The sequence below is a fragment of the Billgrantia saliphila genome, assembly GCF_002930105.1.
Lineage (GTDB): Bacteria > Pseudomonadota > Gammaproteobacteria > Pseudomonadales > Halomonadaceae > Halomonas > Halomonas saliphila.
In genome coordinates this window covers 95,601-119,888 of record NZ_PJRN01000008.1, presented here as the reverse complement: position 1 = coordinate 119,888, position 24,288 = coordinate 95,601, and the positions used below count along the sequence as shown (strand labels likewise).

Below are 24,288 nucleotides of genomic sequence, written 5' to 3'. Positions count from 1 at the left end.
GTATGGCGGAGTGCTCACCTCCCTGCATGAGGCAGGTCAAGTCCGCTTTCCTGCGGGAAAATCCATTGTCCCGGCCTGGAAGGTGTCGAGCAGCCAGCGCTTCACGATGCCTGCCGCAGGGCTGAGCGGCAATCTTCGGCTGTGGACGAGGAAGAGATGGCGGCGTGCAGGCAGGCTGGCCTCGAAGGGAATGACGAGTCGTCCCTGCTCGAGGGCTTCGCGGCTGAGCAGGGAATCTCCCAGGGCGATACCCAGGTCGCTTTCGGCAGCCTGGTGGGTGAGCAGTGCTTGATCGACATGGAGATGGCGCGTGCCGCCCAGCGCCAGGCCGTATCGTTGTGCCAGACGATACCAATCCTGATGCAGGATATCGTGGATCAAGGTGACGCCGTGCAGCTTGCCTTCGGCCAGTGCCGGATGGTCCGCCAGGTAGATCGGGCTGCAGAGCGGCAGCACAGTGAGCCGCGCGAGTAGCGTGGTGTCGTAGCGCTCGTCGGCTTGCGGAAGGTAGCGGATCGCCAGGTCATTGCCGACTTCCTGCAAAGAGTAAAGCAGGGGAGAGGCGCTCAGGCGCAGCTCGATGTCGGGATGCTGCGAGCAGAAGGCGGGCAAGGCCGGGCCAAGACGCATCAAGGCGAAGGCAGGCGGCAAAGCCAGCCGCACCACCCTGAGCCGATCTACCTGTTGCATCGACTGGCTGACACCGACCAGCTCGTCCATCAGAGGCGCCATGCGGCGATAATAGGCGTTGCCCGCTTCGGTGAGAGCGATGGAGCGTGCCCGACGCTCGAACAGCACCAGGCCAAGCCAGTTCTCCAGTATCTTGATCTGTTGGCTGATGGCCCCCGCCGTGACCGACGCCTCATCAGCGGCCTTCTTGAAGCTGAGGTGCTGGGCGGCTAGGCAGAAGCACTGGATTGCCTTTAGCGGTGGTTGGCTCATGACCGTGTTTTTCTCTGTCATGGAAGCGGAATTACTCATTTGTTGATGTAACAGAAATTACCGAGCATGGCGATGATTGCTTTGGATTCATCTAGGGGAGATAGCGCCATGCGTAAGGAACGCCTGTCCGCCGCGACCTGGTGGCTGATTTTATGTGGCTCACTTGTGCTGATGCTCTCGTTCGGCATTCGCTCGAGCATGGGCTTGTTCATGCAACCGATCAGCGAGGCCAATGGCTGGGGGCGCGACCTCATCGGTCTGGCTCTGGCGATCCAGAACCTCGCCTGGGGCGTGATCGCTGTCATTGCCGGTGGGCTGGCCGACCGGTTCGGCACGGTGCGCGTGGTGGTGGCCGGTGCCGTGCTCTACGCGCTCGGCCTATGGCTGACCGCCGGCGTCGAACAGATCTGGGTGCTCAATTCCGGCGCCGGTCTTCTCGTGGGAGCCGGGGTGGCCGGTACGGCCTTTGGCATCGTGTTGCCCGCCATGGCACGTGCGGTTAGCGAGGCACAGCGGCAATGGGTACTGGGGATCGGAACCGCCGCGGGATCGATGGGACAATTTCTGCTGGCGCCCGTCGCCCAGGGGTTGATCGACTGGCTCGGTTGGGCGGGAGCGCTCAATGCCATGGCCTTGCTGAGCCTCACCATGGCGCTGCTGGCCATGCCCCTGGCCGCATCGGATCGCGGCATGAATGGCATGGCCGAGATCGCCTCGCCAGAGGCATTTCGCGACACCCTTCGGCTGGCGCGTGGTCACGTCTCCTACTGGCTGCTGACCCTGGGCTTCTTCGTCTGCGGCTTCCATCTCGCCTTCATTACCGTGCACATGCCGGCCTTTCTCGGCGATGCCGGCTTCGACGCCAAGGTCGGCGCCTGGTCGATCAGCCTAATCGGCCTGTGCAACGTGGTGGGCGCCTTCATGGCCGGGGTGATCTCCAGCAGGGTCTCCAAGCGCCTGGTGTTGATCGTGATCTATGCCGGGCGGGCGGTGGCGATCACACTGTTCATGCTGCTGCCGCTGAGCCTGACCACGGTATTGGCGTTCAGCTGCGTGATGGGCTTCCTGTGGCTGGCTACCGTGCCTCCGACCTCGGGGCTCGTGGCGACCATGTTCGGCACTCGCTACATGGCGACCTTGTATGGCGTGGTATTCCTGAGCCATCAGATCGGCAGTTTCACCGGGGTATGGCTCGGCGGCTTCCTATACGAGACGACCGGTTCCTATGTGGCCGTCTGGTGGAGCGGGGTGGTGCTGAGTCTGGTGACCGTGGCGTTGCACTGGCCGATCCGTGAAGCCCCGGCTAACGTAATGCGAGCGGTGACGCCATCGACCTGATGATGTCCATGGCCGCAAGGCGAGACGAGGAGGGGCAATGACGTTCACGTTCTGGTTCGAATTCGCCAGTACTTATTCCTATCCAGCGGCGATGCGACTCGAGCACATGGCCGCCGAGCGGGGCATCGAAGTGCGCTGGCAGCCTTTTCTGCTGGGGCCGATCTTCAAGGCGCAGGGCTGGAACGACTCGCCGTTCAACCTTTACCCGGCGAAGGGGCGCTACATGTGGCGCGACGTCGAACGACTGTGCGAGCGCGATGGCATTCGCTTCCGCCACCCTTCGCAATTTCCGCGCAGCGGTCTGCTGGCGGCGCGGATCGTTGTCATGCACGCAGACGAGGCCTGGGTACCCGCCTTCGTGCGGAGTGTCTATCGCGCCAACTTCGAGCATGACGAGGATATCGCCGACCCGCAGGTGATCGCCGACTGCCTGGCTGAGCTGAAGCTGGATGCCGAAGCCGTGCTGGAGGAGGGGCAGCGGCCAGAGGCCAAGGCGGCCTTGCGCGAAGCCACCGGGCGTGCCGTGGAACTCGGCATCTTCGGTGCGCCGTTCTTCATGGCTGGCGACGAACCGTTCTGGGGCTATGATCGAATGGAGCAGGCGTTGGCGTGGTACGCGTCGCAGCGTTCCGCCTGAATACGGACTGCGCCGGCAAACGGCGCAAAATGCTATTTTCGTCTCGATTGACTGGAGTGAAGCGGATGAACGCCAGCAAGATATTGCAGCAGCTCATGCAGCAGGCCGGTGGCCAGACGGGTGGCCAGAAGAGCGGTGGTATGGATGTGAAGGGTATGCTCGAGGGGCTATCTCGCCAGCTTGGTGGCGGCTCATCGGGTCAGGCTTCGACCGGGGGAAGCGGCATGGACATGAAGAGCCTGCTGGGCGGCGGCGCCATGGGGCTGCTGGTAGGCTCCAAGCGCGGTCGTAAGCTCGGCGGCAAGGCGCTCAAGTATGGCGCGATCGCGGCAGTCGGTATGCTGGCCTGGAAAGCCTGGCAGAACTCGCAGAACGCTCAAGGCACTCAAGACAAGGGCAACCGGCCGGCGAGCAACGGTGCCGAAGGCGAGCGGGTCGAGGTGTTGGAAGGCGAGTTACAGGAACGGCGCAGTCTCGAGCTGCTGCAGGCCATGATAATGGCCGCCCGCGCCGACGGCCATATCGACGAGCAGGAACGCGAGCTCATCACCCAGCAGATCGACGCCCTGGGGGCGGATGACGAGCTGCATCGCTGGGTCGAGCGCCAACTGAGTGCGCCGCTGGATGCCGAAGCGCTCGCGCGTGAGGCCGACTCCCCCCAGGCGGCGCGTGAGATGTATCTGATCAGCGTGGCGGTAATCGACGAGCAAAACCCCATGGAGCGTGCCTGGCTCGACCAGTTGGCCAAGGCACTCAAGCTCCCATCGGAACTCACTGGAGAGCTGGAACACCAGGCACGGCAAGCAGGCTAGTGTTTCTTCCCAGCTCGATTCAGAGGGTGCTTACAAAAGTTACGAGCGATGGCCAGGCAAGGCGGAATCAGCCGAAAAAGCGGAGTTTACGAGCTTGTAAATGAGTATTTTGAGGCTGAATCCAACGCAGCATGGGCGAGCATAGTAGTTTGTAACACCCTCTCAGCGATAGCGGTAGATACGCAGGCTCGGCAGGTAAGGATGCTCTTCCAGCTTTTCATCGCTGCGCCGAGCGCGGGTACGGCTCTGCGGCGGGGCCGCCGGGGGTAGGTTGTGGTCGGGAAGCCGGCCGCGCGGTGCGGGCAGGAACAGCGGCAGGGCCACGTTCATGGCGCGGCGGGTGCGGCCGTCCTCGAGGGGTTCGCAGTAGAACAGGTTGGCACGCATCAGCGGCGCCTGGGTCTGTACCTGGGCCAGCGGCTCGCTGTCGGGCAGGCCGGCCAGCTTGCGCAGCTGGATGCGCACGTGCGGCGCCTCGGTATCCAGCGTCAGCAGTTTCTGCTCCACTTCACGCACGGTGAGCCGCTTGATCGAGCGGCCGCTTGAGTACCAGGCCAGTCGTACCCGGGCCACCGGCGCCTTGGCCGTGGGAATGGCCCGCCAGCACTGCTTGAGGTGCAGCCGCGCCAGGCCGCTACCGCGCAGGTGGTCATGCAGCTGTGGATGACGAAAGGGCAGTACCGCCTTGGCTTCGGCCAGCAGCGGTGGGTGATGCTCGCGAATATGAGCGAGTCGAGCGGCGAAGTCGGCCTTCGCCGCGTTTACCTCGGCAACCTTCTCCAGAAGCCTTTCATCGGCGGCCACCAGGCCGACATGACTGCGCGTGGCGCGGCCGTCCTGGCCATCGGTATACCAGAAATCAAGCAGGGCACGTCGCAGCCAGGCGGTGCTGGCCTCGGCCTGGAAGGCCCAGGCCTCGGCGGGTGAGCGCTCATAGACGGCCAGCAGCGCCTCGGTGCGGTCGATCAGTGTGTCGAAGGCGGCCTCGAGCTCCGCCAGCAGGCGGTAGCTAGGCGCCGGCGCCAGCGTCACGGCTCCTCGCCTCGATCGGCGCGGGCCAGCCACTCCTCGATATTGCTCTCGTCCAGCGCCGGCTCGCCGGCGATGCGATGCGACTCGTCGGCCCAGGCACCCAGATCGATCAGCTTGCAGCGCTCGCTGCAGAACGGTCGAAAGGGGTTCTTCTCGCTCCACTCCACCTTGTTGCGACATTGCGGGCAGGCGACGGTCAGGGGGCGTTGGTTGTGTTGGCTCATGAATCTCGTAGCGGTTGATGGCTTTGGCCATATTCTAGCGCGTATGGCGCCTAAGTGAGGGCCGCCATTTCCCGGTATCGCCGATCCAGCTCGGCCACCTGGGCAGCCAGGTCTTCCTCGTCGCCGCTGTTGTCGATCACGTCATCCGCACGGGCAAGGCGCTCGGCTCGCGGCATCTGGGCCGCCACGATGGCGCGCGCCTGGGCGTCGTCGACATCGTCGCGGGCGGCGGTGCGGGCCAGCTGCAGGCTCTCCGGTACGTCGATCACCAGACAGCGATCCACCATCTTACTTTGGCCGGATTCGAACAACAGCGGCGAGACCAGCAGCACATAAGGGGCGCCTTCGGCCTGAAGCCGCTCCAGGTGGGCGACGATCCGCTCGCGAATTCGCGGATGCGTCACCGACTCGAGCCAAAGGCGTTCACTCGGCTCGGCAAACACGATCTCGCGCAGCGCACGGCGGTTCAGGCGACCATCCTCCAGCAGCGTTCGCTGGCCGAAGCGTGCGGCGATCTCGGCCAGCGCCGGCTCGCCGGGCTCCACCACTTCACGTGCCACGTCGTCGGCATCCACCCACGGCACGCCAAGCGCGGCAAAGGCCCGTGCGACGGTGGATTTGCCGGAAGCGATTCCGCCCGTTACGCCAACGATCATGTCGTCTCCCTACTGCAACCCACTGGCTCTCAAATAAAACGCCATCAGCGGCTCGCCCACCAACAGCGCAATCCAGCCGGCCATGGCCAGATAAGGGCCGAAAGGCATCGGTGCACCGCGCAACCGCGGCAGGGCGAGCTGAATGGCCACCCCGACCACGGCGCCCACGCCGGCCGAGAGGATCAGCACCATGGGCAGGTACTGCCAGCCCAGCCAGGCGCCCAGCGCCGCCAGTAGCTTGAAGTCACCGTAGCCCATTCCCTCTCTGCCGGTCACCAGCTTGAACAGCCAGTAGACGCTCCACAGGGCGAGATACCCTGCCATGGCGCCAATTACCGCATCGTGCAGCATCAGCGGCTGAAAAAGCAGCTGGTAAAGCAGGCCGGCCCACAGCAGGGGCAGGGTGACGATATCGGGCAGTAGCTGGGTGCGCAGGTCGATTACGGCCAGGGCCAGCAGCGCCAGGCAGGCCGCGTAGATGAAAAGCCCTTGCCAGGTGGCGCCGTAAAGCGCGACAACGGCCAGGGCCAGGCCCGCCCCGGCCAGCTCCACCATGGGGTACTGCGGGCTGATGCGCGCCTCGCAGGCGGCACAGCGGCCACGACGCTTGAGCCAGCCGATGACGGGCAGATTGTCGTGCCAGGCGATCGGCGTCTCGCACTGGGGGCAGAGCGAATGCGGTACCAGCAGGTTGAAACGGGGCGGTGTCTCTTCGGGAAGTTCCAATGCCTCGCGCGCTTCGGCCCGCCAGCCCAGCATCAGCATGACGGGCAGGCGCACGATCACCACATTGAGAAAGCTGCCCAGGCACAACCCGAGCACGGCCACCAGCGGCCAGAGAATGGCGGGGGGTAGGTCAACTAGCAAGCGAATACCTCATAGCACCGTGCCCAACTCGAAGATCGGCAGGTACATCGAAACCACCAGGCCGCCGACCAGCACGCCCAACACCACGATAATCAGGGGCTCGAGCAGTGAGGTGAGCGCATCGACCTTATTGTCGACCTCCTCCTCGTAGTAGTCGGCCACGCGGTTGAGCATGGAATCAAGCGAGCCGGACTCCTCACCGATACCGACCATCTGCACCGCCAGGGCAGGGAAGCGCTCTGTGAGTCGCATGGCGAAGTGCAGCTGCTGGCCGGTGGCGACATCCTCGCGGATCTGTTTGGCGGCACGCTCGTAGACCAGGTTGCCGGTGGCGCCGGCAGCGATGTCCAGGGCTTCTACCATGGGCACGCCGGCGCCATAGGTGGTGGCCAGGGTTCGGGAATAGCGCGCCACCGCGGACTTGTCGAAGATATCGCCGAGCACCGGGATCTTCAGCATGAAGGCATGCACGCGGTAGGCAAAGGCGGGTGAACGCTTGATGCCCTGCCTCAGCAAGTAGATAGCGACGATCAGACCGCCCAGGCCCCACAGCCAGAACTGCTGGGCGAATTCCGACAGGGCGATGGTCATGCGGGTCATGGCCGGCAGTTCGGCCCCGAAACCATGGAACAGGCTCTCGAACTGCGGCACCACTTTGATCAGCAGCAGGGCGGTAACCGCCACGCCCACCAGGATCACGGCAATGGGATACCACAGGGCTTTCTTCACCCGGCCCTTCAGGGATTCGATCTTTTCCTTGTAGGTGGCGACCCTGTCGAGCATACGATCCAGCGAGCCGGAACTCTCGCCGGCTTCCACCAGGTTGCAGAACAGGCTATCGAAATGATCCGGATGCTGGCGCAGCGCCTGCGAGAAGCTGGAGCCCGCCGCCACCTCGTTCATCATCTGCTGCACCACCGCGCTCATGGCCGGCTTGCGAATGCTCTCGGCTACCACCTGGAAGGCCTGAAGTACCGGGACCCCGGCGCGTATCATGGTGGCCATCTGGCGCGCGAAAAGCATCACGTCGCGTGGCTTGATGGTCCCCATTCCACCGCCGATCCCGCTCCGGCGGCGTACGTTCTTGACAATGATGTTCTGGTTGGCCAGCTCGCGCTCGACCTCGAACCTCTCGGCAGCCACCACTTCGCCGCGAACGGTGCGCCCGCCGGGCCCCTTGCCCGTCCAGCGCCAGCGATACAGTTTCAGCTTCCTCGGCGTTTTCGCCGTTCTGCTTGCCATAGGTTCCCTGCTGCTCGTGAAGCGTTACTATGTTTTTCGGCGCAAAGTGGCGTGGCTTGAGCCGAACCTCAATCTTTCGTGACGCGATTGATCTCGGTCAAGCTGGTGATCCCCTGCATTACCTTCAACAGGCCGCTTCGTCGCAGATCAGGTTGGCCCTCTTCGCGTGCCAAGCGATCGAAGTCCATGGCATTCCCGTTACGCATGATCAACTGGCTCATGGAATCGCTGATCGGCACCACTTCATAGATCCCCACGCGGCCTTTGTAACCATGCGTGCAGTGCTTGCAACCCACCGGTTCATATACGGTGGCGCTACCGACCTCGTCTTCGGTAAAGCCCTCTTGCAGCAGTGCTTCGCGCGGTATCTCGGCCGGCTGACGACACTGCTTGCACAGGCGGCGGGCCAGGCGCTGGGCGATGATCAGGCTCACCGAACTGGCGATATTGAACGGCGCCACGCCCATGTTGGCCAGGCGTGTCAGCGTTTCCGCCGCTGAGTTGGTATGTACCGTGGAGAGTACCAAGTGGCCCGTCTGGGAGGCTTTCACCGCGATCTCGGCGGTTTCCAGGTCGCGAATCTCGCCCACCATCACCACGTCGGGATCCTGGCGCAGAAAAGCGCGCAGGGCACTGGCGAAATCCAGGCCGATCTTGGGTAGGACGTTGACCTGATTGACGCCTGGCACCTTGATCTCCACCGGATCTTCGGCGGTACAGATATTGCGCTGTATCTCGTTGAGGAGGTTCAAGCCGGTATAGAGCGTCACCGTCTTGCCGCTGCCGGTCGGGCCGGTCACCAGGATCATGCCCTGGGGATGGCTCAGCACGGTCTCGTAGAGCTGGCGTTGATCAGGCGTAAAGCCCAGCGCATCGATGCCGATCTGCGCCGAAGCGGGGTCGAGGATACGCAGCACGATTTTCTCGCCGTAAACCGTGGGCAGCGAATTGACGCGAAAGTCGATCGAGCGAGTCTTCGAGACTTTCAGCTTGATCGCGCCATCCTGGGGCAGGCGGCGCTCGGAGATGTCGAGCCGCGCCATGACCTTCAGCCGCGCGGCGATGCGCGTGCGCATGGCGAACGGAGGACGGGCGGCCTCCATCAGCATGCCGTCTACCCGCATGCGCACCCGGTAGCTGGTCTCGTAGGGCTCGAAGTGGATGTCCGAGGCGCCGCGACGTATGGCGTCGAGCAGGATCTTGTTGACGAACTTGACGATAGGCGCCTCGTCGGCGCCGCTGGAAGCGGCATCGGCGGCGATATCCTCGCTGATGTCGATGCCATCCTCGAACTCGAGCTCGCTCAGCGCATCGTCCACCCCGGCCAGTTCGTCCATCAGGCTGCTCTCGTGCTGGGCCAGGTAGGCCTCGAGCACCGGCAACAACTGATCTGCGGGGCTGAGCACGGCTTCGATGCTGAGCCCCGTGGCGAATTGCAGCTCGTCGAGCTGGGCCAGGGTCGAGGGGTAGGGCACCGCGACCGTCAGCCGGTGGTTGCGCCGCGTCAGCGGCACCACGCATAACTTGCGCAGCAGCTTGTCGGGATACTCCCCCGCCGGCGGCAGGCTGGATAGCCGTAGCGCATCCAGGTCGACGATCGGCAGGCCGTACTCCCAGGCAGCGCACAGGGTGGCCTGGCGTGCGGTGACCAGCCCGGTCTCGATCACGTGCTGCAGCAGGCTGTGCTCGGCTTCGCGCGCCTCGTGCTCCGCCCGTTCGGCCGCGGGGCGAGAGAGCAGGCCGTCCTCCACCAAGCGCTTGGCAAAGCCACGTAGCCCATCGTTGTTGCTCGCACGCTTCAGCGTGGCGTGCTCCTCGGATGGCGTGGCAGCGGTGGGTGGGGGGCGGTAGTTGGTCATGGCGCCTCTAGTATTGCCTGGATGGGATAATCGTAAAGTACCAGCATTCTAGTCCGCATGGCATGACACAGCACAGCACAGCGCAAACGCTAACGCCATGCTGGCATTAACGATCTCATGGATTATGCTGGGGGCAACCTCATGCAGACGTAGGTAGCGCTTGCAGGAGGGAGAACGCGTAATCTAATGTAAGCGGTATGAGCCCGGGCTCAGGGGGCAGGCCCTGGCTCGGGGGAACGAGAACAGGGCGTAGCCCGGTTTGGTTGGCGGCCTGTGCCGCAGATGGGATCGACGCCTCGAGCGACCACCACGCGTATCGCGACGGGCAAGAGCAGGGGATCAAGGGCAATGAACATGATGCGTATGACGAAAGCGATGCAGGCACGGGCGACAGCCAAGCGAGGTCAGGGCGGTTTCACCCTGATCGAGCTGCTGATCGTGGTGGCAATTATCGGAATTCTGGCGGCGATAGCGATTCCGCAGTATCAAAACTATGTCGATCGCTCTGAGGATGCTGCATGTCTAAGTGAGGCTAGATCTTATGCTTCGGCTGTCGCAGCTGAACGGGCTTTAGGTTCGGGAGATCCTGGTACAAGTGCTGTTTTCAACGGAGCGACGGATGGGTCATCTCCTTCATGCTCGACGCTGGCTGTTGATGCAACCAATAACAACCTTGTTTCATATGACTCTGGAACAGGTACCGGTAACGCTACAGGCAACGTGGCAATAGGCATTTAATCGCGCTAATAGCCAAAGGCTAGATTTAAAGGCTGGCTATGGATTAGCCAGCCTTTTTTCCTTTAAATATTAACTTTCTTGGTCTCAGTACCACTGCTACTGCCACTACCACTATTATTATAGTGTCCATTTCCTCATCCTTTCTGATGACCCCAGCCATCTCTTGGGTTAAAATTCTGTATCAGAGCGTAACCATGATGCACACCGGAGGTGGCGGCGATGGCGGGTTCGCAGCGACAGGAGGGCGTCGCGCTGGTCTTGGTGCTGGCGCTGCTGAGCGGCTCGCTGATGCTCGGCCTCGCGGGGATGAGCAGCAGCCTGGTCAACGAAAGGTTGGCGGGGAATTTTCGTGCGGGCATCATCGCGCATAACGAGGCGGAAGCCGGGCTCTACGGCTTCAATAGCGAGCTGCGGGAAGCCATAAGAGCGCTCAACCGAGGCGAATCAGCCACTCCCCCCGTATTTGCGTCCAGTTCGAACTTTCTTGCCGACCTGCGTGACAGTGCTGAGAAGGCCAGGGACGCGGATAGCTGGGAAGAGAGTCTCGAGGCGCTGGACGATGCGCTTCCCGGTCCGCCAGGCAGCTGGTCCGGCTGGCAGGGTTTATCAACTGGCGGGCGCTATCATTGGCGTATCCTCCCAACCTTGCCGGCGGATGATACGGCTCTTGCCGGGGCCCTGGGGCTGCGCATCGAAAGCGAGGGCTTTTATGGGTACTCCCAGGGCGATGAAGGAATCGTGCGAACGGCTTCGGCGCTCCTGATCTTGCCGGAGCTACCGACGGGCGGTCGGCGTGGCCTGATGAGCTGCGAGAGCATCCGGCTCAAGGGTAGCGGTATGATCGATAGCTACGATTCGCGCTTAGGGAGCTACGGAGGCAGCAACTCGCGGCGAAGCAATGTCGATGTCGCCAGCCAGACGGAAGACTCCGAGATCAAGGTCGAGGGTTCTGCGCCCATTTACGGCAACGTGGCGGCGAGCGGTCGCTTCACCGCCGAGGGCTCAGGAGAGGTATATGGCAGCGTACAAGCCTACGATACGATCTCGCTCGTAAGTGGCGGAGTGGATATCTACGGCAATACGACTGGCATGGGCGATATCGTATTTCAAAGTAGTGGCACGATCCATGGTGACGTCCATTCCGGCCGCCTGCTGCACTTCAAGAACTATTCCGCTCAGATTAACGGTAATGCAAGAGCGCCGCTCGTCCTGTCTGATAATCGCGCCCCCGATGCACATGTGAGCGGTGGGCTCACTATTGGCGCGGAACCACCCGATGCCGATTCATTTGGCTTTCGTCCCAAGAGCTCAACGGAAGAGTGCAGTGTGCATGGGCGTTACACGGCGTATGCTCCCTACCTGTCGAATAACGTAGGGGAATACGTGGGGCCACTCATATTTGGCGGTGGGGGCCGCACCATTACCATCGGGCAGCGGGGCGATGGGCAGCTTAGCCTGGATGACCCCAATGGTACGCCGAGGCCGATAGGAGCAGAGCCCGAGACGGGGCCTTTTATCGTAAGAGCCGACAAGTTGGATCTTGGCGGTAGCGCTGAGTTGCAAGTGGGTGAGGTGGGTAAGCCGATCGACCTGGTGCTGGTTGTCTCCGGAGATGTTGAAGTCGGCGGTGGCTCCGCATTCCGTATAGCGGAGGGGAGCTCCGTGACATTGGTAACGTCGGGTAGAGTGAATTTCCCCAGCGGTGTGGTAATAGGAGACAGCAAGCCTACGCGCACCCTGCCCGATGGTACCGTGAAGCCTGTTCTATCCATCGTTTCTTCATATAACGACGGTGGGGGAGCAGCGGGGGTGAGAATTTCCGGCGCGTCCAATGTTTACGGACAGATTATTGCGCCCAACTCAGAAGTTTTTATCGGTGGCAGCGGTGGGTTCTTCGGTGAGGTCAGTGCACGAAGCATTTTCGTCGATGGCAGCGGTGGCTTCCATTACGACGAAGCGTTCGATGACATGGATGACGGCATCGTCGACGATGGCGAAATCGAGCTGCCGGAACTGAAGGCCATCTGGGTCGGCTAATGACGGTGCTTCGTCCTGCCATACAGTGACTCGCTCCGGCCTGAAGCCAGAAATTTGGAATCAGAAATTAATGTGTTTACAGCAGATCATGCTGGAACCCTCCCAGCGCCGCCAGGCCGTGCCAGTTCTTGATCTGAATCTGCTTGTTGTCGCAGTTTTCGATTAGCCCCTTGCGCTTGATCTTGTTCAGCGAGCGGCTTACGTGCACGCTGGAAAGACCTAGCGCTTCCGATATCTCGACCTGCGTCAAGGGAAAGAAGTAACGGCCCTTGAACGTCAGGCCCGCGGCTCGCGAGCGCGCATAGCACTCGCATAGCAGGTTGGCGATTCGCCCTTCGGCACTGCGTGACGAAACATTGATGAGCCAGCTACGAGCAAAGCACAAGCTCATGTGGCCCGAGGTGCGAAACAGGCGAAGGATTCTCGGCCTATCGAAAAGCTTTTCGGCACACTCCGGCTGTATTGTCGCGAACCTGACCCGCGTGATGGCCTTGATGGAGAAATCCAGCTTGCAATGAAGCCCCTGACCGTTATCGCTGACATCGCCGGGAAGAAGTAACGAGGTGATGGGGGCACTGCCATCCTGCAGGGTCTTGTAACGGCAGGCCCAGCCCTTTTCTATAAGATGCAACCTATCCAGTACGTCTCCCTCGCGGGCCAGGTGGCTTCCTTTCTTGACCTCGCGCGGTGGACCGACGCTATTGCGAAATACACGCTTGTCTTCGTCGCATAAATCATTCCTGGCAGTGAAGTTATGGAACAAATACATGCCTTTCCCTTTGCCTGGCTTGCTCAATGACTTCATGGGGCAGTGTAGCAAAGGGCGGGGTATTGACAAATTGATGACTTGGGTAATGAAAATTTACTGTCATGGCGCGATACGAAAGTTAATCCTTGTGCTTCTTTTGTAAAAGGTGTGTTGATGCGCCTTGGCTGGTCCGTCTTGCCGAGTCTTGGCTCTTCTCGCAGCCGTTGCAAAGAGGCAGCGGGCGGGCCATGTCAACCAGTGTGGCAATGCACAGGTCGCGAGCATGGAAAAGATGTCTGGGCTTCACATGGCTGGCTCTAACGCGTTATCTGTCGCTGAGGCAGGCGTTCGTACCCTTGTGATCTCGCGAGCAGACTGGGTACCGGCGCAGTGGTCGAAACCCCCTCAAGAGGCACGTTAGTTCTTGTCCATGCGCTACCTCTTGAAACGGCCGCTCAGTCAGGCGACAAGCTGCAGTGGTCAGGTTCGGCAAGCGCATGGCGATGCTTGGGAGGCCATCCGATCGCCGGCTATAACGTTCCAGCGTCAAATTGCCGCTCTCACGGTGCAGTTGGCTTTACGGCTGGGGTGTCGAAGGCGCACGTTGCGTTGCGAAGATAAGGCACGATCAAGCGCAAGCCAAGCGATCGACAACAGCGCCGGCACAATTTTCGTAAGAAATTTCAAGTGCGCTAGGCGCTCTCCAGTTGGCGCTTTCCGTGTCGGTGATGTACCGCTTTGTTTGTTTGACGCTGACACTTTCAGGAGCTAAAAAACAAAGAGAGTATTGTCATATGGCCTGTCTTGATGTATTTATTGGACCGCATCCCGTGAAATCTCCCAAGCAAGGAAAACGCAATGTCTCTTCTCAGTGAGTTCATGCAAAAAGAGCAGCAGCTCAAGCAGCTTCAGGCCGATATGGAGCGTCTTCAGAACGACGATCGCTTGAAGGCCGAGCTGGAATTCAAGAATAAGCTCGAATCGCTGATGCGTGAGTTCAACAAGAGCTCGTCCGACGTCATCAACCTGCTGGAGCCGCAGGGCGGCAAGAGCGCTAGCGCAAAGGCGCCGGCCAGCAGTGGTGGTGGTCGTCGCAAGCGCAAGCTGAAGATCTACAAGAATCCGAAAACCGGCGAAGTCGTAGAGACTCGCGGTGGTAACCAGAAGACGCTGAAAGCCTGGAAGGACGAGCACGGCGCCGACACCGTAGAAGGTTGGCTGGTTCGCGTGGAGTCGTAACGCGCAATGAAAGCCGGGTCAATAAGGCCCGGCTACGGTTGTATGGCGTTTCATGCAGCCTTGGTAGTGATTCACTCTCTCAAGATCATTCCTTGAGAACGGGAAGCTGCATCGTCATCCCGCTATCGCACCATTCGACGCGAACGGCCTCGCCGCTGGCAAAGCAACGCTTTCTGGGCAGCCCTTCGCTGACCAGATACTGCACCACGGCAGGAATTTCATCCAGACATTCGATCGACACGCAGGCGTGTCGCTGCGCCGGTAGTTCCAGCAAGCGAAACGAAGCTGGTATGGCAACGCCGGCGGTCGAGGGCTTGTCGATCAACGGGCCCAGATCGATGCGTTCCACCTGGCTATCCAGGGGCGTATTGTGCATCAGGGCGATGTTGGGACCCTGTTTCAGTCGCTCCGGTAATGCATCGGAACCGCGAATTCTTTGCGCCAATTTGCGCAAGCTGTTCGTATGGCGTTCACGCAGCTGTTGATAGATTCGTGTCACCAACGCTTGCCGGGTGGGTAGCTTGCGGATCTCGAACGCTGGCGGGTCGCCACTATGCTCTTGGCGATAGGGGTTGCGATATAGCTTGATGCGCTGCTCCTGGCGATATTGGCGCGGTGTTTGGTTATGGTACCGCAGGAAGGCGCGGCTGAACGCGGAATGGTTTTGATAGCCGCACCGCATCGCGATGGTTTGAATGGGGTAGGGAGTGAAGGCGAGCAGTCGTGCCGCCTTTTCCAGTCTCAGCGTATCGCGATAAGCACTGGGGGAGAGGCCGAAGCACTGCTTGAACCTGCGCCGAACCTGAGAGGTCGAATATCCGAGTCGGCTGGCGAGGTCCTCGATTCCCTGCTGGCTTTCCAAATGATCCTGCAGCCAGATCTCTGCCCGCATCATCTCGTTGAACATTCGTTAGTCCCTTGCACTGTATGTGCAACCATTGCCGAGGGGCAATCGTTGCCTCCATTGTTCACGGACACCCTCGTGGGAGCCTCGCAGGCTATGCATATAATGCATAAAGCCCTTTATGTTTTTTAATTATTCGCACCTTTATGCGCTGTGGTGAGAGTCGAAGGCAAGTTCGGTTACGCAGGTTGACCGTTTGTGCATATTTTTTATGCCCTCAGGCATCCTGTCGATAACCTCAGTTATCAATGAGAGCTATTCAGGTTCGCAACGGCCTCTTCGCTACGCGTTTCTTTGACGGTATACTCGAGTGATTCGCAATCGAGTGCCAGTCAGGTACTTGAGCACTTACGGATGCAAATGAGAAATCAGAAGCCCAACCGATCCATGGACGAGCGCGAAAAGCTGCGCAAGTTTCGTGAACTCGACGACGCCTTCGCCCAGGCGCTTCGTGAGCTGGAAAAGCCCAATTCCCGGCTCGACATTCCCACTGGCCCGCCCGTGCGAAGCCTGGCCGAGCTGGAAGCCGAAGAGCAGCAGCAGCGCGAGCAGGCCTTCAAGAAACGGCTCGAGTCGTTGATGAAGGAGTATGCTCAACCTACAGAGAGCGTAGCCCACCTGCTGCGGACCATGCGGTCGCTCGGACACATTGCCTGAACCTGGCGCATCGACGATGAGTTCATGGCTGACATGCACATGACCTATTTCCTGGTAATGGGCAGCCTGGTGCTATCGGTGTTATTTACCGTTGCCTGGGCGTTATCTGTCATCCTGCGCTGGCTGACTTCCGGCTTGCCGGGGCGCAATAGAACGTCAAGCAGAACGGCTGCGAAGGCGGCGCGCAAACCCGCGAGGCAGGCGGGTGCGACGCGCAAGCCCGCGCCGCGCAAGGCGGATAATAGCAAGGCAGCCGGTAAGGCGGCCTCCAGCAAGGCTGACAAGCCTCCCCGGGAACCCTGGCGCCTGACGCGTCGGCTTGCCGAGTGGCGCTCCAGTATGCCCTTGGCCTTTGTAGTCGCCTTGATCTATCTGGTCGCAAGGCTCGCCGCTCATGGCATGAGCTTTCGCCCGCCCTATACCGCCCCCGACGGCTTCCATGATCTCGTGATCGGCCTCGGCTGGCTCTCGGCCGGCCTCATCTTTATTGCGTTGCTCCATCGTCTCGCTGCCTGGCGCTGCCGCTGAGAGCGTGCGCCTCATGCTTTCGGATGCTTTTCGTCATGAATTCGTAAAAGCCCGGTCAACAGCTTGAGTTGTCAAGGCCATTTAGCGTCACATGGCGGTAGAGCGAGTCGCGCGAGTCCCGTAGAATTGCCGGATTCCTATAACGATACCGTGCAGAGGAAACCGTCGAGCACCTGTTCGCCAGCAGACCGTGAACCGATCAAATCTCGAGGCTGCCGCTGGCCCGGAGATTCGCCTGCTCGCTTAGTGTGTTCGTGACCGTTTCTCGGGATCGCTCGTATCTCAGGGCAAGGGAAGTGCCCGGAACAATCCCTGGGCGGTAGCGTGTCTGAATGGCTTGGTGAGGTTGGCCCATACCCTTGGCATGAGACGAATCATCTCGCAGTTCCTTCAGGTTTTGTTAAAACTGGAAACCTAATGAATCTGCTGTGTAACTGGCATATTGCCGTCAGGGATGCATAGGACATGGACAGGGGACAGGGGACAGGGGCCAGCGTGAAAATTCTCGTCACAGGTATTGCCGGGTTCATTGGTCACGCCGTAGCGCGGCGTCTTAGTGGGCGGGGCCATGAGATTGTCGGCATCGATAACCTCAACACCTACTATGACGTATCGCTCAAGCAGGCGCGGCTGCAAGACTTGGCCGACTGTCGCGACGTTCAGTTCATTCATCTGGAACTGGCGGATCGCGAAGCCGTAGCGGCACTGTTTCGTGAGAACAACTTTGACAGGGTGATTCATCTGGCCGCCCAGGCCGGAGTGCGCTACTCGCTGGAAAACCCGCATATCTATGCCGACTCGAACCTTATCGGCCATCTCAATGTGCTGGAAGGGTGCCGCCTGCACCAGGTGGGGCACCTGGTCTACGCTTCGTCGAGCTCTGTCTACGGCCTGAATGCCAAGACGCCATTCGACACCTCCGACAGCGTGGACCACCCCGTCAGCCTTTATGCGGCAACCAAGAAAGCCAATGAACTAATGAGCCATACCTACGCGCATCTATACGGTATTCCCATGACGGGATTGCGCTTCTTTACCGTGTATGGCCCCTGGGGTCGGCCGGACATGGCGATCTTCAAGTTCGTCAAGGCGATGTTCGAGGGCAAGCCGATCCAGGTATACAACCACGGCGATATGTCGCGTGACTTTACTTATGTAGACGATATCGTCGAAGGCATCGTGCGCATTCTCGATGTGATTCCCCAAGCCAACCCCGATCGGCCCGCTGCCACCGCCAGGCCGGACCTGAGTACCGCCCCCTACGCGCTGTACAACATCGGCTATGGCGCTCCGGTTTCGCTGATGGACTTCATCCGGGCGCTGGAGGCAGCTACCGGGCGCGAAGCGATTTGCGAATACCTACCCATGCAGCCCGGCGACGTGCCGCGTACCTGGGCCGATACCGAAGCATTGCTGCAGGCCACCGGCTACCGGCCGAAGGTGCACGTGGAAGAAGGCGTGCATCGCTTCGTCGAGTGGTATCGCGGTTTCTACCAGATTTGAGCACGAGAAAGTTGGATGACGAGACTCGGGCGGCCTGACATGGACGACACTCCGCAGATCCTTCACCATGGTGGCGCCACCGGCGTAACCGGCAGCTGCCACCGTTTGCAGGTCGCCGCGGATCGTGCGTTGCTGATCGACTGCGGTCTGTTCCAGGGGCAGGATGCCGATCACCTGGACAGCCTCGAGCAGCACCGGGTGCGCTTCTCGATCGATGACGTGCTGGCGCTGGTCGTCACGCATGTGCATATCGATCATATCGGCCGCTTGCCGCACCTGTTAGCCGCCGGCTACCGCGGGCCGATTCTTTGTTCGGTGCCCTCAAGGCGGTTGCTGCCGCTGGTCATCGAGGATGCGCTCAAGGTCGGGTTTACTCGCGACCGGGCCCTGATCGAACGCTTCCTGGCGGAAGTGGAGCCGCGCCTGGTCGCGCTGGACTATCGCGCCTGGCATACCGTGGTCGACGACGAGCGCCACCGCATCCGTGTCAGGCTCCAGCGCGCCGGGCATATCCTCGGCTCCGCCTATGTCGAGGTGGACACCCACGACAGGGCCACCGGCCATAGCCAACGCACGGTATTCTCCGGGGACCTGGGCGCGCCTCACGCGCCGCTGCTGCCTGCGCCGAAACCACCGTATCGCGCCGACGTGCTGGTGCTGGAAAGTACTTATGGCGACCGGCTGCATGAGGACCGCCTGCATCGCCGCGACCGGCTGAAGGCAGCGATAGACCGAGCGCTGGAGAACGGAGGCACCGTGGTCGTGCCGGCGTTCAGCGTCGGCCGCACCCAGGAGCTGCTCTACGAGCTGGAAGGATTGATACACCGCGCTACCGACGCGCGCTGGCGCGACCTGGAAATCATCGTCGATTCGCCGCTGGCGGCGCGATTCACCGAGGTGTACCGCGAACTCAAGCCCTGGTGGGATGCCGAAGCCCACCGCCGGCTGCGCAGCGGGCGCCATCCGCTCAGCTTCGAGAATCTCTATACCGTCGACGACCACGCCGCCCACGAGCGCACCGTGGCGTACCTGGCCGAGAGCGGACGCCCGGCGGTGGTGATCGCCGCCAGCGGCATGGTTAGCGGCGGCAGGGTGGTCAACTACCTGAAGCGTATGCTGAGCGACCCGCGCCACTGCGTGCTGTTCACCGGTTATCAGGCCGCCGGCACCGCGGGCTGCGACATCCAGCGCTACGGGCCGCGTGGCGGCTGGGTCATGCTGGACGGGCAGCGCATCGACATTCGCGCACAAGTGGAAACCGTGAACGGATACTCCGCCCACGCCGACCAGCACGACCTGCTCAATTTCGTGCGTCGCATGCGCCAACCGCCGCGAGACATTCGCCTGGTACACGGTGACTCCGGCGCCCAGGCCGCACTGCAGACGAAGCTGCAGGAATGGGCCAAAGGGGCGGGACGTGAACTGACGGTTACGCTGGGTGCGGGACGTGCGCTGGCAGAGTCTCAGCCGGCCAACGCCCATGCCGATGCCAGCACCGAGGTGTCGGCATGAGCCGGTCTATTTCGCCTTGCAACGTCAGCTGCCTAATATCAAGTATTCCTTTACCAACGCACATTCAATAAAGGGACGGCAATGAACGTTACCGTATTTGGAACCGGCTACGTTGGATTGGTACAAGGTGCCGTGCTGGCCGATGTGGGTCATCACGTCGTGTGCGTGGACGTGGACGACGCCAAGGTCGAGCGCCTGAGAAAGGGCGACGTCCCCATCTACGAGCCCGGACTCGAGCCGTTGGTGAAGGAGAACTACGCTGCCGGTCGGCTGGAGTTCACCACCGATGCCGCCGCCGGTGTCAAGCATGGCCAGGTGCAGTTCATTGCCGTGGGTACGCCGCCGGACGAAGACGGCAGCGCCGACCTGAAGTACGTGTTGGCCGTGGCCGAGACCATCGCCGAGCACATGGAGCGCGACCAGATCATCATCGACAAGTCCACCGTGCCGGTGGGCACCGCCGATCGAGTGCGCGACAAGGTGGATGCCATCCTGGAAGCCCGGGGACGCAAGGATCTGCGTTTCGATGTGGTCTCCAATCCCGAATTCCTGAAGGAAGGCAGTGCCGTCAGCGATTGCCAGCGCCCCGATCGCATCATCATCGGCACCTCGAGCAAGCAGACCGAAGACGTGATGCGCGAGCTCTACGCGCCCTTCAGCCGTCAGTTCGACAAGATGATCGTGATGGACGTGCGCAGCGCCGAGCTGACCAAGTACGCCGCCAACTGCATGCTGGCCACCAAGATCAGCTTCATGAACGAGATGGCCAACCTGGCGGAACGCCTGGGCGCCGACATCGAAATGGTACGCCAGGGCATCGGTTCCGATCCGCGGATCGGCTATCACTTCATCTACCCCGGGGTCGGGTACGGCGGCTCGTGCTTTCCCAAGGACGTGCAGGCCCTGATCCGCGCCGCCGACGGTATCGACTTCGATGCCAAGGTGCTCAAGGCCGTGGAGGCTCGTAACGAGGAGCAGAAGACCACCCTGTTCCAGAAGATAGAGCAGCACTACCAGGGTAGCCTGGCCGGCAAGACCTTCGCCCTGTGGGGGCTGGCCTTCAAGCCCAACACCGACGACATGCGCGAAGCGCCCAGCCGTGTACTCATGGAAGCGCTATGGAGAGCCGGCGCCAGTGTTCAGGCCTTCGACCCGGAAGCCATGGAGGAAGCGCAGAGACTCTACGGCACCCGCGACGACCTGCACCTTTGCGGCACCAAGGAAGCCGCCCTGCGCTGTGCCGACGCGCTGGTGATCGTCACCGAGTGGCAGAGCTTCCGCGCGCCGGACTTCGAACTCATCAAGCAGCAGCTATCGGAGCCGCTGATCTTCGATGGGCGCAACATGTTCGAACCCAAGCGCATGGCCATCAAGGGCTTCACCTATCTTTCCGTTGGGCGATAACACGCTGAAGCCACAGGAGTCTTTTTGACCGCTTTTGTTACAAACACCATGCGCGCCCGTCTTATCGAAGGCGTGCACGCCGTGGGGCAGCAAGTTCTGAAGATCTACGTCCGTGACTTCGTGGTGGAAACCAAGGAAGACAAGAGCCCGCTGACCGAAGCGGACATGGCGTCCCACCATGCTCTAGTAGCCTTGCTCGAGGCGGAAACGCCGGGTGTGCCGATCCTGTCCGAGGAGTCAGGGGGAATCCCTTACGAGACACGCCGAAGCTGGCAGCGTTACTGGCTGATCGATCCGCTGGACGGCACCAAGGAATTCATCAAGAAGAACGGCGAATTCACACTCAACGTGGCGCTGATCGAGGAGGGGGTGCCCGTTTTCGGCATCGTGCATGCGCCCGCTCTGCAGACGACCTGGATAGGCCACGTGGAGCACGGCGCTTGGAAGAAGGAAGGAGAGGGGCCATGTTATATGATCGCAACACGTTCGCTGCCGGATCCTGAGCAAGATCCATGGCAGATCGTGAGTAGCCGTTCTCATGCTTCACTCGAAGTCGAAGCGTTTTGTGCCGGTTTACCAAAATACGAGCGTATCGTTGTGGGTAGCTCTCTCAAGTTCTGCTTAATTGCTGAGGGCAAAGCCGATCTCTACCCTCGGTTCGGTCCAACCTGCGAATGGGATACTGCAGCGGCCCAAGCCGTGGTTACCGCCGCTGGCGGAGCGGTGCTCAACATTCAAACACTCAAACCGCTACTCTACAACCAGCAGGAAAGTCTGCTCAACCCGTTTTTTATCGCATGTGGAGAGCAGGAGTTACCTTGGCAAGTTATCCGTCAGCATGCCTAAACGAATGACACGTTGCGAATGATTTCGCTATCATCTTCCATACATTCAATACCTTTATTCCCATGCCCATCAAAACTCTCTGCGTGTTCGGCACGCGTCCCGAAGCCATCAAGATGGCACCCCTCGCTCTCTCTCTTGCCGCCGACGAGCGTTTCGACGCCAAGGTATGTGTGACCGGCCAGCACCGCGAGATGCTGGACCAGGTACTCGAACTATTCGAGTTGGTGCCGGATCACGACTTGAACATCATGAAGCCCGGGCAGGATCTCACCGATGTGACCACGGCCATCTTGCAGGGAATGAAGGCCGTTCTGGCCGAAGAAAAGCCGGACATCGTGCTGGTGCACGGCGACACCTCCACGACGCTTTCCGCCACGCTGGCCGCCTACTACCAGCAGATCCCCGTGGGCCACGTGGAAGCGGGCCTGCGCACCGGCAATCTCTATTCTCCCTGGCCGGAGGAAGCCAACCGCAAGCTGACTGGCGCATTGGCGGAGCTGCACTTCGCCCCCACGGAGCGTTCGCGACAGAACCTGCTCGAGGAGGGCGCGGCGCCCGCCAAGGTGTTTGTCACCGGCAACACCGTGATCGACGCGCTGCTCGACGTGGTAAAGAAGCTCGAAGACAAACAAGCCTTCCAGCAGCGTTTCGCGGAGCAGTTCGATTTCCTCGATGCCAATCGCAAGCTGATTCTGGTCACCGGACACCGTCGCGAGAGCTTCGGTGGCGGATTCGAGCGTATCTGCCAGGCACTGCGCGATACCGCGGTACGCCATCCCGAAACGCAAATCGTCTATCCGGTGCACCTCAACCCCAACGTGAGGGAGCCCGTGAATCGGCTGCTCTCCGACATCGATAACGTGCACCTGATCGAGCCGCTGGACTACCTGCCGTTCGTCTACCTGATGAATCGCGCCCATCTGATTCTGACCGACTCGGGCGGCGTGCAGGAAGAGGCGCCTTCGCTCGGCAAGCCGGTACTGGTAATGCGCGACACCACCGAGCGGCCCGAGGCCGTCGATGCCGGTACCGTCAGGCTGGTGGGCACCGATGTGGAGCGTATCGTCAGTGAGCTGCATACCCTGCTGACCGATCAGGTGGCCTACGAGACGATGAGCTATGCCCATAACCCCTATGGCGATGGCAAGGCGTGCCAGCGTATCTGTGATGCCCTGGTCACAAGCCTGAAATACGCCAGCTCTTCTTATCCGTAACTTCGCATCGTACTTCCTTGGATGGAACCATGAACTTCAACACCATCTCCGTAATCGGCCTGGGCTATATCGGCCTGCCGACGGCCGCCGTCATCGCTTCCCGCCGCAAGCAAGTCATCGGTGTGGATATCAATCAGCATGCCGTGGATACCATCAACCGCGGTGAGATCCATATCGTAGAGCCCGAACTGGATATCGTCGTGCGTGCGGCGGTGAAGGAAGGCTACCTTCGCGCCACCACCACGCCGGAACCGGCGGATGCTTTTCTGATTGCGGTGCCCACACCTTTCAAGGCGGAGAACGGCAACGAGCACGTGCCGGACCTGACCTACATCCAGGCGGCCAGCAAGACGATCGCTCCGGTGTTGAAGCGAGGCGACCTGGTAATACTGGAATCCACCTCGCCTGTAGGCGCTACCGAGCAGATGGCGGCCTGGTTGGCTGAAGCGAGGCCGGACCTGACGTTTCCGCAAACCCATGGGGAAGAGTCCGATATTCGCGTGGCCCACTGCCCGGAACGCGTACTGCCTGGCCACGTGGTGCGCGAGCTGGTGGAGAACGATCGTGTCATCGGCGGCATGACGGCCAGGTGCTCCCAAGCGGCGACCTCCCTCTACCGAATTTTCGTGGAAGGGGAGTGCATTACCACCACGGCCCGTACTGCCGAGATGGCCAAGCTCACGGAAAACAGCTTCCGCGACGTGAACATCGCCTTCGCCAACGAGCTTTCCATCATCTGCGACAAGCTGGATATCAACGTATGGGAGTTGATTCGACTGGCCAACCGTCACCCGCGAGTCAATATCCTGCAACCTGGGCCTGGTGTGGGCGGCCATTGCATTGCCGTGGACCCGTGGTTCATCGTCAGCGAAACGCCGGAAGAGGCAAGATTGATTCGCACCGCGCGTGAGGTGAACGACAGCAAGCCCCACTGGGTAATCGACAAGGTTAATGAGGCCGTAGGCAAGTTCCTGAGCGCCAATCCTGATAAGACAGCCAAGGATGTCACCATTGCCTGCTTCGGTTTGGCTTTCAAGCCGGATATCGATGATCTTAGGGAAAGCCCGGCATTGAAGATCGCAGAGGCCATTGTAGTGACGCATCCTGGCTCGTTTCTGGTTGTGGAGCCGAACATTAAGGGGCTGCCGGAAGGCAAGCTAGCCGACGCTAGATTAGTTGACCATATAACAGCCCTAGAGACTGCCGATGTGGTAGTACTTCTTGTGGACCATAAGACCTTCAAAAGTATTCCAGCTGGTCAGTTAAAAGAAGACTATCTAATCGATTCGCGTGGAGTATGGACCAGTTAAGGTCATGCTTATCAGTATTCTTTGGCTATATATGCTTGC

Annotated in this window: 23 protein-coding genes; 14 read left to right on the top strand and 9 right to left on the bottom strand. The window is 60.7% G+C overall.

Going from position 1 to position 24,288, the window contains the following annotated elements; all coding sequences use genetic code 11:
- Positions 1 to 36: 36 nt before the first annotated feature.
- Positions 37 to 942: a LysR substrate-binding domain-containing protein gene (locus CYJ07_RS10965; RefSeq protein ID WP_104203739.1), complete on the bottom strand. Its 906-nt coding sequence runs from the start codon at positions 940 to 942 to the stop codon at positions 37 to 39.
- Between the two features lie 108 nt (positions 943 to 1,050).
- Between CYJ07_RS10965 and CYJ07_RS10960 the strand changes: the two genes are divergently transcribed.
- From CYJ07_RS10960 to CYJ07_RS10950, 3 genes are all read left to right on the top strand, one after another.
- Positions 1,051 to 2,280, top strand: coding sequence for an MFS transporter (locus CYJ07_RS10960; protein WP_104203738.1), 1,230 nt, complete (start codon positions 1,051 to 1,053; stop codon positions 2,278 to 2,280).
- Positions 2,281 to 2,317: 37 nt separating this feature from the next.
- Complete coding sequence (locus CYJ07_RS10955; RefSeq protein WP_104203737.1) at positions 2,318 to 2,917, top strand: 2-hydroxychromene-2-carboxylate isomerase; 600 nt, start codon at positions 2,318 to 2,320, stop codon at positions 2,915 to 2,917.
- Between the two features lie 65 nt (positions 2,918 to 2,982).
- Positions 2,983 to 3,729, top strand: a complete 747-nt coding sequence (locus CYJ07_RS10950; RefSeq protein ID WP_104203736.1) for a tellurite resistance TerB family protein — start codon at positions 2,983 to 2,985, stop codon at positions 3,727 to 3,729.
- Between the two features lie 162 nt (positions 3,730 to 3,891).
- On the opposite strand, the gene CYJ07_RS10945 is transcribed toward CYJ07_RS10950, so the two are convergent.
- The 6 genes from CYJ07_RS10945 to pilB form a co-directional block, all read right to left on the bottom strand.
- Complete coding sequence (locus CYJ07_RS10945) at positions 3,892 to 4,755, bottom strand: DNA replication terminus site-binding protein (protein ID WP_104203820.1); 864 nt, start codon at positions 4,753 to 4,755, stop codon at positions 3,892 to 3,894.
- A 2-nt stretch (positions 4,756 to 4,757) separates the two neighbouring features.
- Complete coding sequence (gene yacG, locus CYJ07_RS10940) at positions 4,758 to 4,985, bottom strand: DNA gyrase inhibitor YacG (protein ID WP_104203735.1); 228 nt, start codon at positions 4,983 to 4,985, stop codon at positions 4,758 to 4,760.
- Positions 4,986 to 5,035: 50 nt separating this feature from the next.
- Complete coding sequence (gene coaE, locus CYJ07_RS10935; protein WP_104203734.1) at positions 5,036 to 5,641, bottom strand: dephospho-CoA kinase; 606 nt, start codon at positions 5,639 to 5,641, stop codon at positions 5,036 to 5,038.
- 9 nt (positions 5,642 to 5,650) lie between these two features.
- The gene (locus CYJ07_RS10930; protein WP_104203733.1) at positions 5,651 to 6,508 is read right to left on the bottom strand and encodes a prepilin peptidase; all 858 of its coding nucleotides are present in this window, start codon (positions 6,506 to 6,508) and stop codon (positions 5,651 to 5,653) included.
- A 9-nt stretch (positions 6,509 to 6,517) separates the two neighbouring features.
- A complete protein-coding gene (locus CYJ07_RS10925) occupies positions 6,518 to 7,750 on the bottom strand; it encodes a type II secretion system F family protein (RefSeq protein WP_104203732.1) in 1,233 nt (410 codons plus the stop codon).
- 68 nt (positions 7,751 to 7,818) lie between these two features.
- A complete protein-coding gene (pilB, locus tag CYJ07_RS10920; protein WP_104203731.1) occupies positions 7,819 to 9,609 on the bottom strand; it encodes a type IV-A pilus assembly ATPase PilB in 1,791 nt (596 codons plus the stop codon).
- A gap of 348 nt (positions 9,610 to 9,957) precedes the next feature.
- Here pilB and CYJ07_RS20840 point away from each other — a divergent pair, with 348 nt between their 5' ends.
- Positions 9,958 to 10,347 carry a pilin gene (locus CYJ07_RS20840; RefSeq protein WP_331280928.1) on the top strand — a complete coding sequence of 130 codons (390 nt, stop codon included), beginning with the start codon at positions 9,958 to 9,960 and terminating at the stop codon, positions 10,345 to 10,347.
- A 219-nt stretch (positions 10,348 to 10,566) separates the two neighbouring features.
- Positions 10,567 to 12,384, top strand: coding sequence for a DUF7305 domain-containing protein (locus CYJ07_RS10910; RefSeq protein WP_104203730.1), 1,818 nt, complete (start codon positions 10,567 to 10,569; stop codon positions 12,382 to 12,384).
- Positions 12,385 to 12,460: 76 nt separating this feature from the next.
- On the opposite strand, the gene CYJ07_RS10905 is transcribed toward CYJ07_RS10910, so the two are convergent.
- Complete coding sequence (locus CYJ07_RS10905) at positions 12,461 to 13,189, bottom strand: Crp/Fnr family transcriptional regulator (protein ID WP_104203729.1); 729 nt, start codon at positions 13,187 to 13,189, stop codon at positions 12,461 to 12,463.
- Positions 13,190 to 13,990: 801 nt separating this feature from the next.
- Here CYJ07_RS10905 and CYJ07_RS10900 point away from each other — a divergent pair.
- Positions 13,991 to 14,371, top strand: a complete 381-nt coding sequence (locus CYJ07_RS10900) for a histone-like nucleoid-structuring protein, MvaT/MvaU family (protein ID WP_104203728.1) — start codon at positions 13,991 to 13,993, stop codon at positions 14,369 to 14,371.
- 85 nt (positions 14,372 to 14,456) lie between these two features.
- Here the strand turns inward: CYJ07_RS10900 and CYJ07_RS10895 are convergent, their stop codons facing one another.
- Positions 14,457 to 15,278 (bottom strand): helix-turn-helix domain-containing protein, encoded by an 822-nt coding sequence (locus tag CYJ07_RS10895; protein ID WP_104203727.1) that lies wholly within the window; start codon positions 15,276 to 15,278, stop codon positions 14,457 to 14,459.
- A 357-nt stretch (positions 15,279 to 15,635) separates the two neighbouring features.
- Here CYJ07_RS10895 and CYJ07_RS10890 point away from each other — a divergent pair, with 357 nt between their 5' ends.
- From CYJ07_RS10890 to wecC, 8 genes are all read left to right on the top strand, one after another.
- Entirely contained in the window at positions 15,636 to 15,932 is a 297-nt protein-coding gene (locus CYJ07_RS10890) for a hypothetical protein (protein WP_231489607.1), read from the top strand.
- A gap of 24 nt (positions 15,933 to 15,956) precedes the next feature.
- Positions 15,957 to 16,460, top strand: a complete 504-nt coding sequence (locus CYJ07_RS10885) for a hypothetical protein (RefSeq protein WP_104203725.1) — start codon at positions 15,957 to 15,959, stop codon at positions 16,458 to 16,460.
- Between the two features lie 495 nt (positions 16,461 to 16,955).
- Positions 16,956 to 17,963, top strand: a complete 1,008-nt coding sequence (locus tag CYJ07_RS10880) for an NAD-dependent epimerase (protein ID WP_104203724.1) — start codon at positions 16,956 to 16,958, stop codon at positions 17,961 to 17,963.
- Between the two features lie 39 nt (positions 17,964 to 18,002).
- Complete coding sequence (locus CYJ07_RS10875) at positions 18,003 to 19,475, top strand: MBL fold metallo-hydrolase RNA specificity domain-containing protein (RefSeq protein WP_104203723.1); 1,473 nt, start codon at positions 18,003 to 18,005, stop codon at positions 19,473 to 19,475.
- Between the two features lie 81 nt (positions 19,476 to 19,556).
- Positions 19,557 to 20,879 carry a UDP-glucose dehydrogenase family protein gene (locus CYJ07_RS10870; RefSeq protein WP_104203722.1) on the top strand — a complete coding sequence of 441 codons (1,323 nt, stop codon included), beginning with the start codon at positions 19,557 to 19,559 and terminating at the stop codon, positions 20,877 to 20,879.
- A gap of 24 nt (positions 20,880 to 20,903) precedes the next feature.
- Positions 20,904 to 21,725 (top strand): 3'(2'),5'-bisphosphate nucleotidase CysQ, encoded by an 822-nt coding sequence (gene cysQ, locus CYJ07_RS10865; RefSeq protein WP_331280927.1) that lies wholly within the window; start codon positions 20,904 to 20,906, stop codon positions 21,723 to 21,725.
- 68 nt (positions 21,726 to 21,793) lie between these two features.
- Entirely contained in the window at positions 21,794 to 22,939 is a 1,146-nt protein-coding gene (wecB, locus tag CYJ07_RS10860) for a non-hydrolyzing UDP-N-acetylglucosamine 2-epimerase (protein WP_104203818.1), read from the top strand.
- Between the two features lie 29 nt (positions 22,940 to 22,968).
- Positions 22,969 to 24,249: a UDP-N-acetyl-D-mannosamine dehydrogenase gene (wecC, locus tag CYJ07_RS10855; RefSeq protein WP_104203720.1), complete on the top strand. Its 1,281-nt coding sequence runs from the start codon at positions 22,969 to 22,971 to the stop codon at positions 24,247 to 24,249.
- Positions 24,250 to 24,288: the final 39 nt, after the last annotated feature.

Bases quoted from the DNA above. Each gene is read 5' to 3' on its own strand.
- CYJ07_RS10965 (WP_104203739.1), bottom strand. From the start codon at position 942: ATGAGCCAACCACCGCTAAAGGCAATCCAGTGCTTCTGCCTAGCCGCC.
- CYJ07_RS10960 (WP_104203738.1), top strand. From the start codon at position 1,051: ATGCGTAAGGAACGCCTGTCCGCCGCGACCTGGTGGCTGATTTTATGT.
- CYJ07_RS10955 (WP_104203737.1), top strand. From the start codon at position 2,318: ATGACGTTCACGTTCTGGTTCGAATTCGCCAGTACTTATTCCTATCCA.
- CYJ07_RS10950 (WP_104203736.1), top strand. From the start codon at position 2,983: ATGAACGCCAGCAAGATATTGCAGCAGCTCATGCAGCAGGCCGGTGGC.
- yacG (WP_104203735.1), bottom strand. From the start codon at position 4,985: ATGAGCCAACACAACCAACGCCCCCTGACCGTCGCCTGCCCGCAATGT.
- coaE (WP_104203734.1), bottom strand. From the start codon at position 5,641: ATGATCGTTGGCGTAACGGGCGGAATCGCTTCCGGCAAATCCACCGTC.
- CYJ07_RS10925 (WP_104203732.1), bottom strand. From the start codon at position 7,750: ATGGCAAGCAGAACGGCGAAAACGCCGAGGAAGCTGAAACTGTATCGC.
- pilB (WP_104203731.1), bottom strand. From the start codon at position 9,609: ATGACCAACTACCGCCCCCCACCCACCGCTGCCACGCCATCCGAGGAG.
- CYJ07_RS20840 (WP_331280928.1), top strand. From the start codon at position 9,958: ATGAACATGATGCGTATGACGAAAGCGATGCAGGCACGGGCGACAGCC.
- CYJ07_RS10910 (WP_104203730.1), top strand. From the start codon at position 10,567: ATGGCGGGTTCGCAGCGACAGGAGGGCGTCGCGCTGGTCTTGGTGCTG.
- CYJ07_RS10905 (WP_104203729.1), bottom strand. From the start codon at position 13,189: ATGAAGTCATTGAGCAAGCCAGGCAAAGGGAAAGGCATGTATTTGTTC.
- CYJ07_RS10900 (WP_104203728.1), top strand. From the start codon at position 13,991: ATGTCTCTTCTCAGTGAGTTCATGCAAAAAGAGCAGCAGCTCAAGCAG.
- CYJ07_RS10895 (WP_104203727.1), bottom strand. From the start codon at position 15,278: ATGTTCAACGAGATGATGCGGGCAGAGATCTGGCTGCAGGATCATTTG.
- CYJ07_RS10890 (WP_231489607.1), top strand. From the start codon at position 15,636: ATGAGAAATCAGAAGCCCAACCGATCCATGGACGAGCGCGAAAAGCTG.
- CYJ07_RS10885 (WP_104203725.1), top strand. From the start codon at position 15,957: ATGGCTGACATGCACATGACCTATTTCCTGGTAATGGGCAGCCTGGTG.
- CYJ07_RS10875 (WP_104203723.1), top strand. From the start codon at position 18,003: ATGGACGACACTCCGCAGATCCTTCACCATGGTGGCGCCACCGGCGTA.
- CYJ07_RS10870 (WP_104203722.1), top strand. From the start codon at position 19,557: ATGAACGTTACCGTATTTGGAACCGGCTACGTTGGATTGGTACAAGGT.
- wecC (WP_104203720.1), top strand. From the start codon at position 22,969: ATGAACTTCAACACCATCTCCGTAATCGGCCTGGGCTATATCGGCCTG.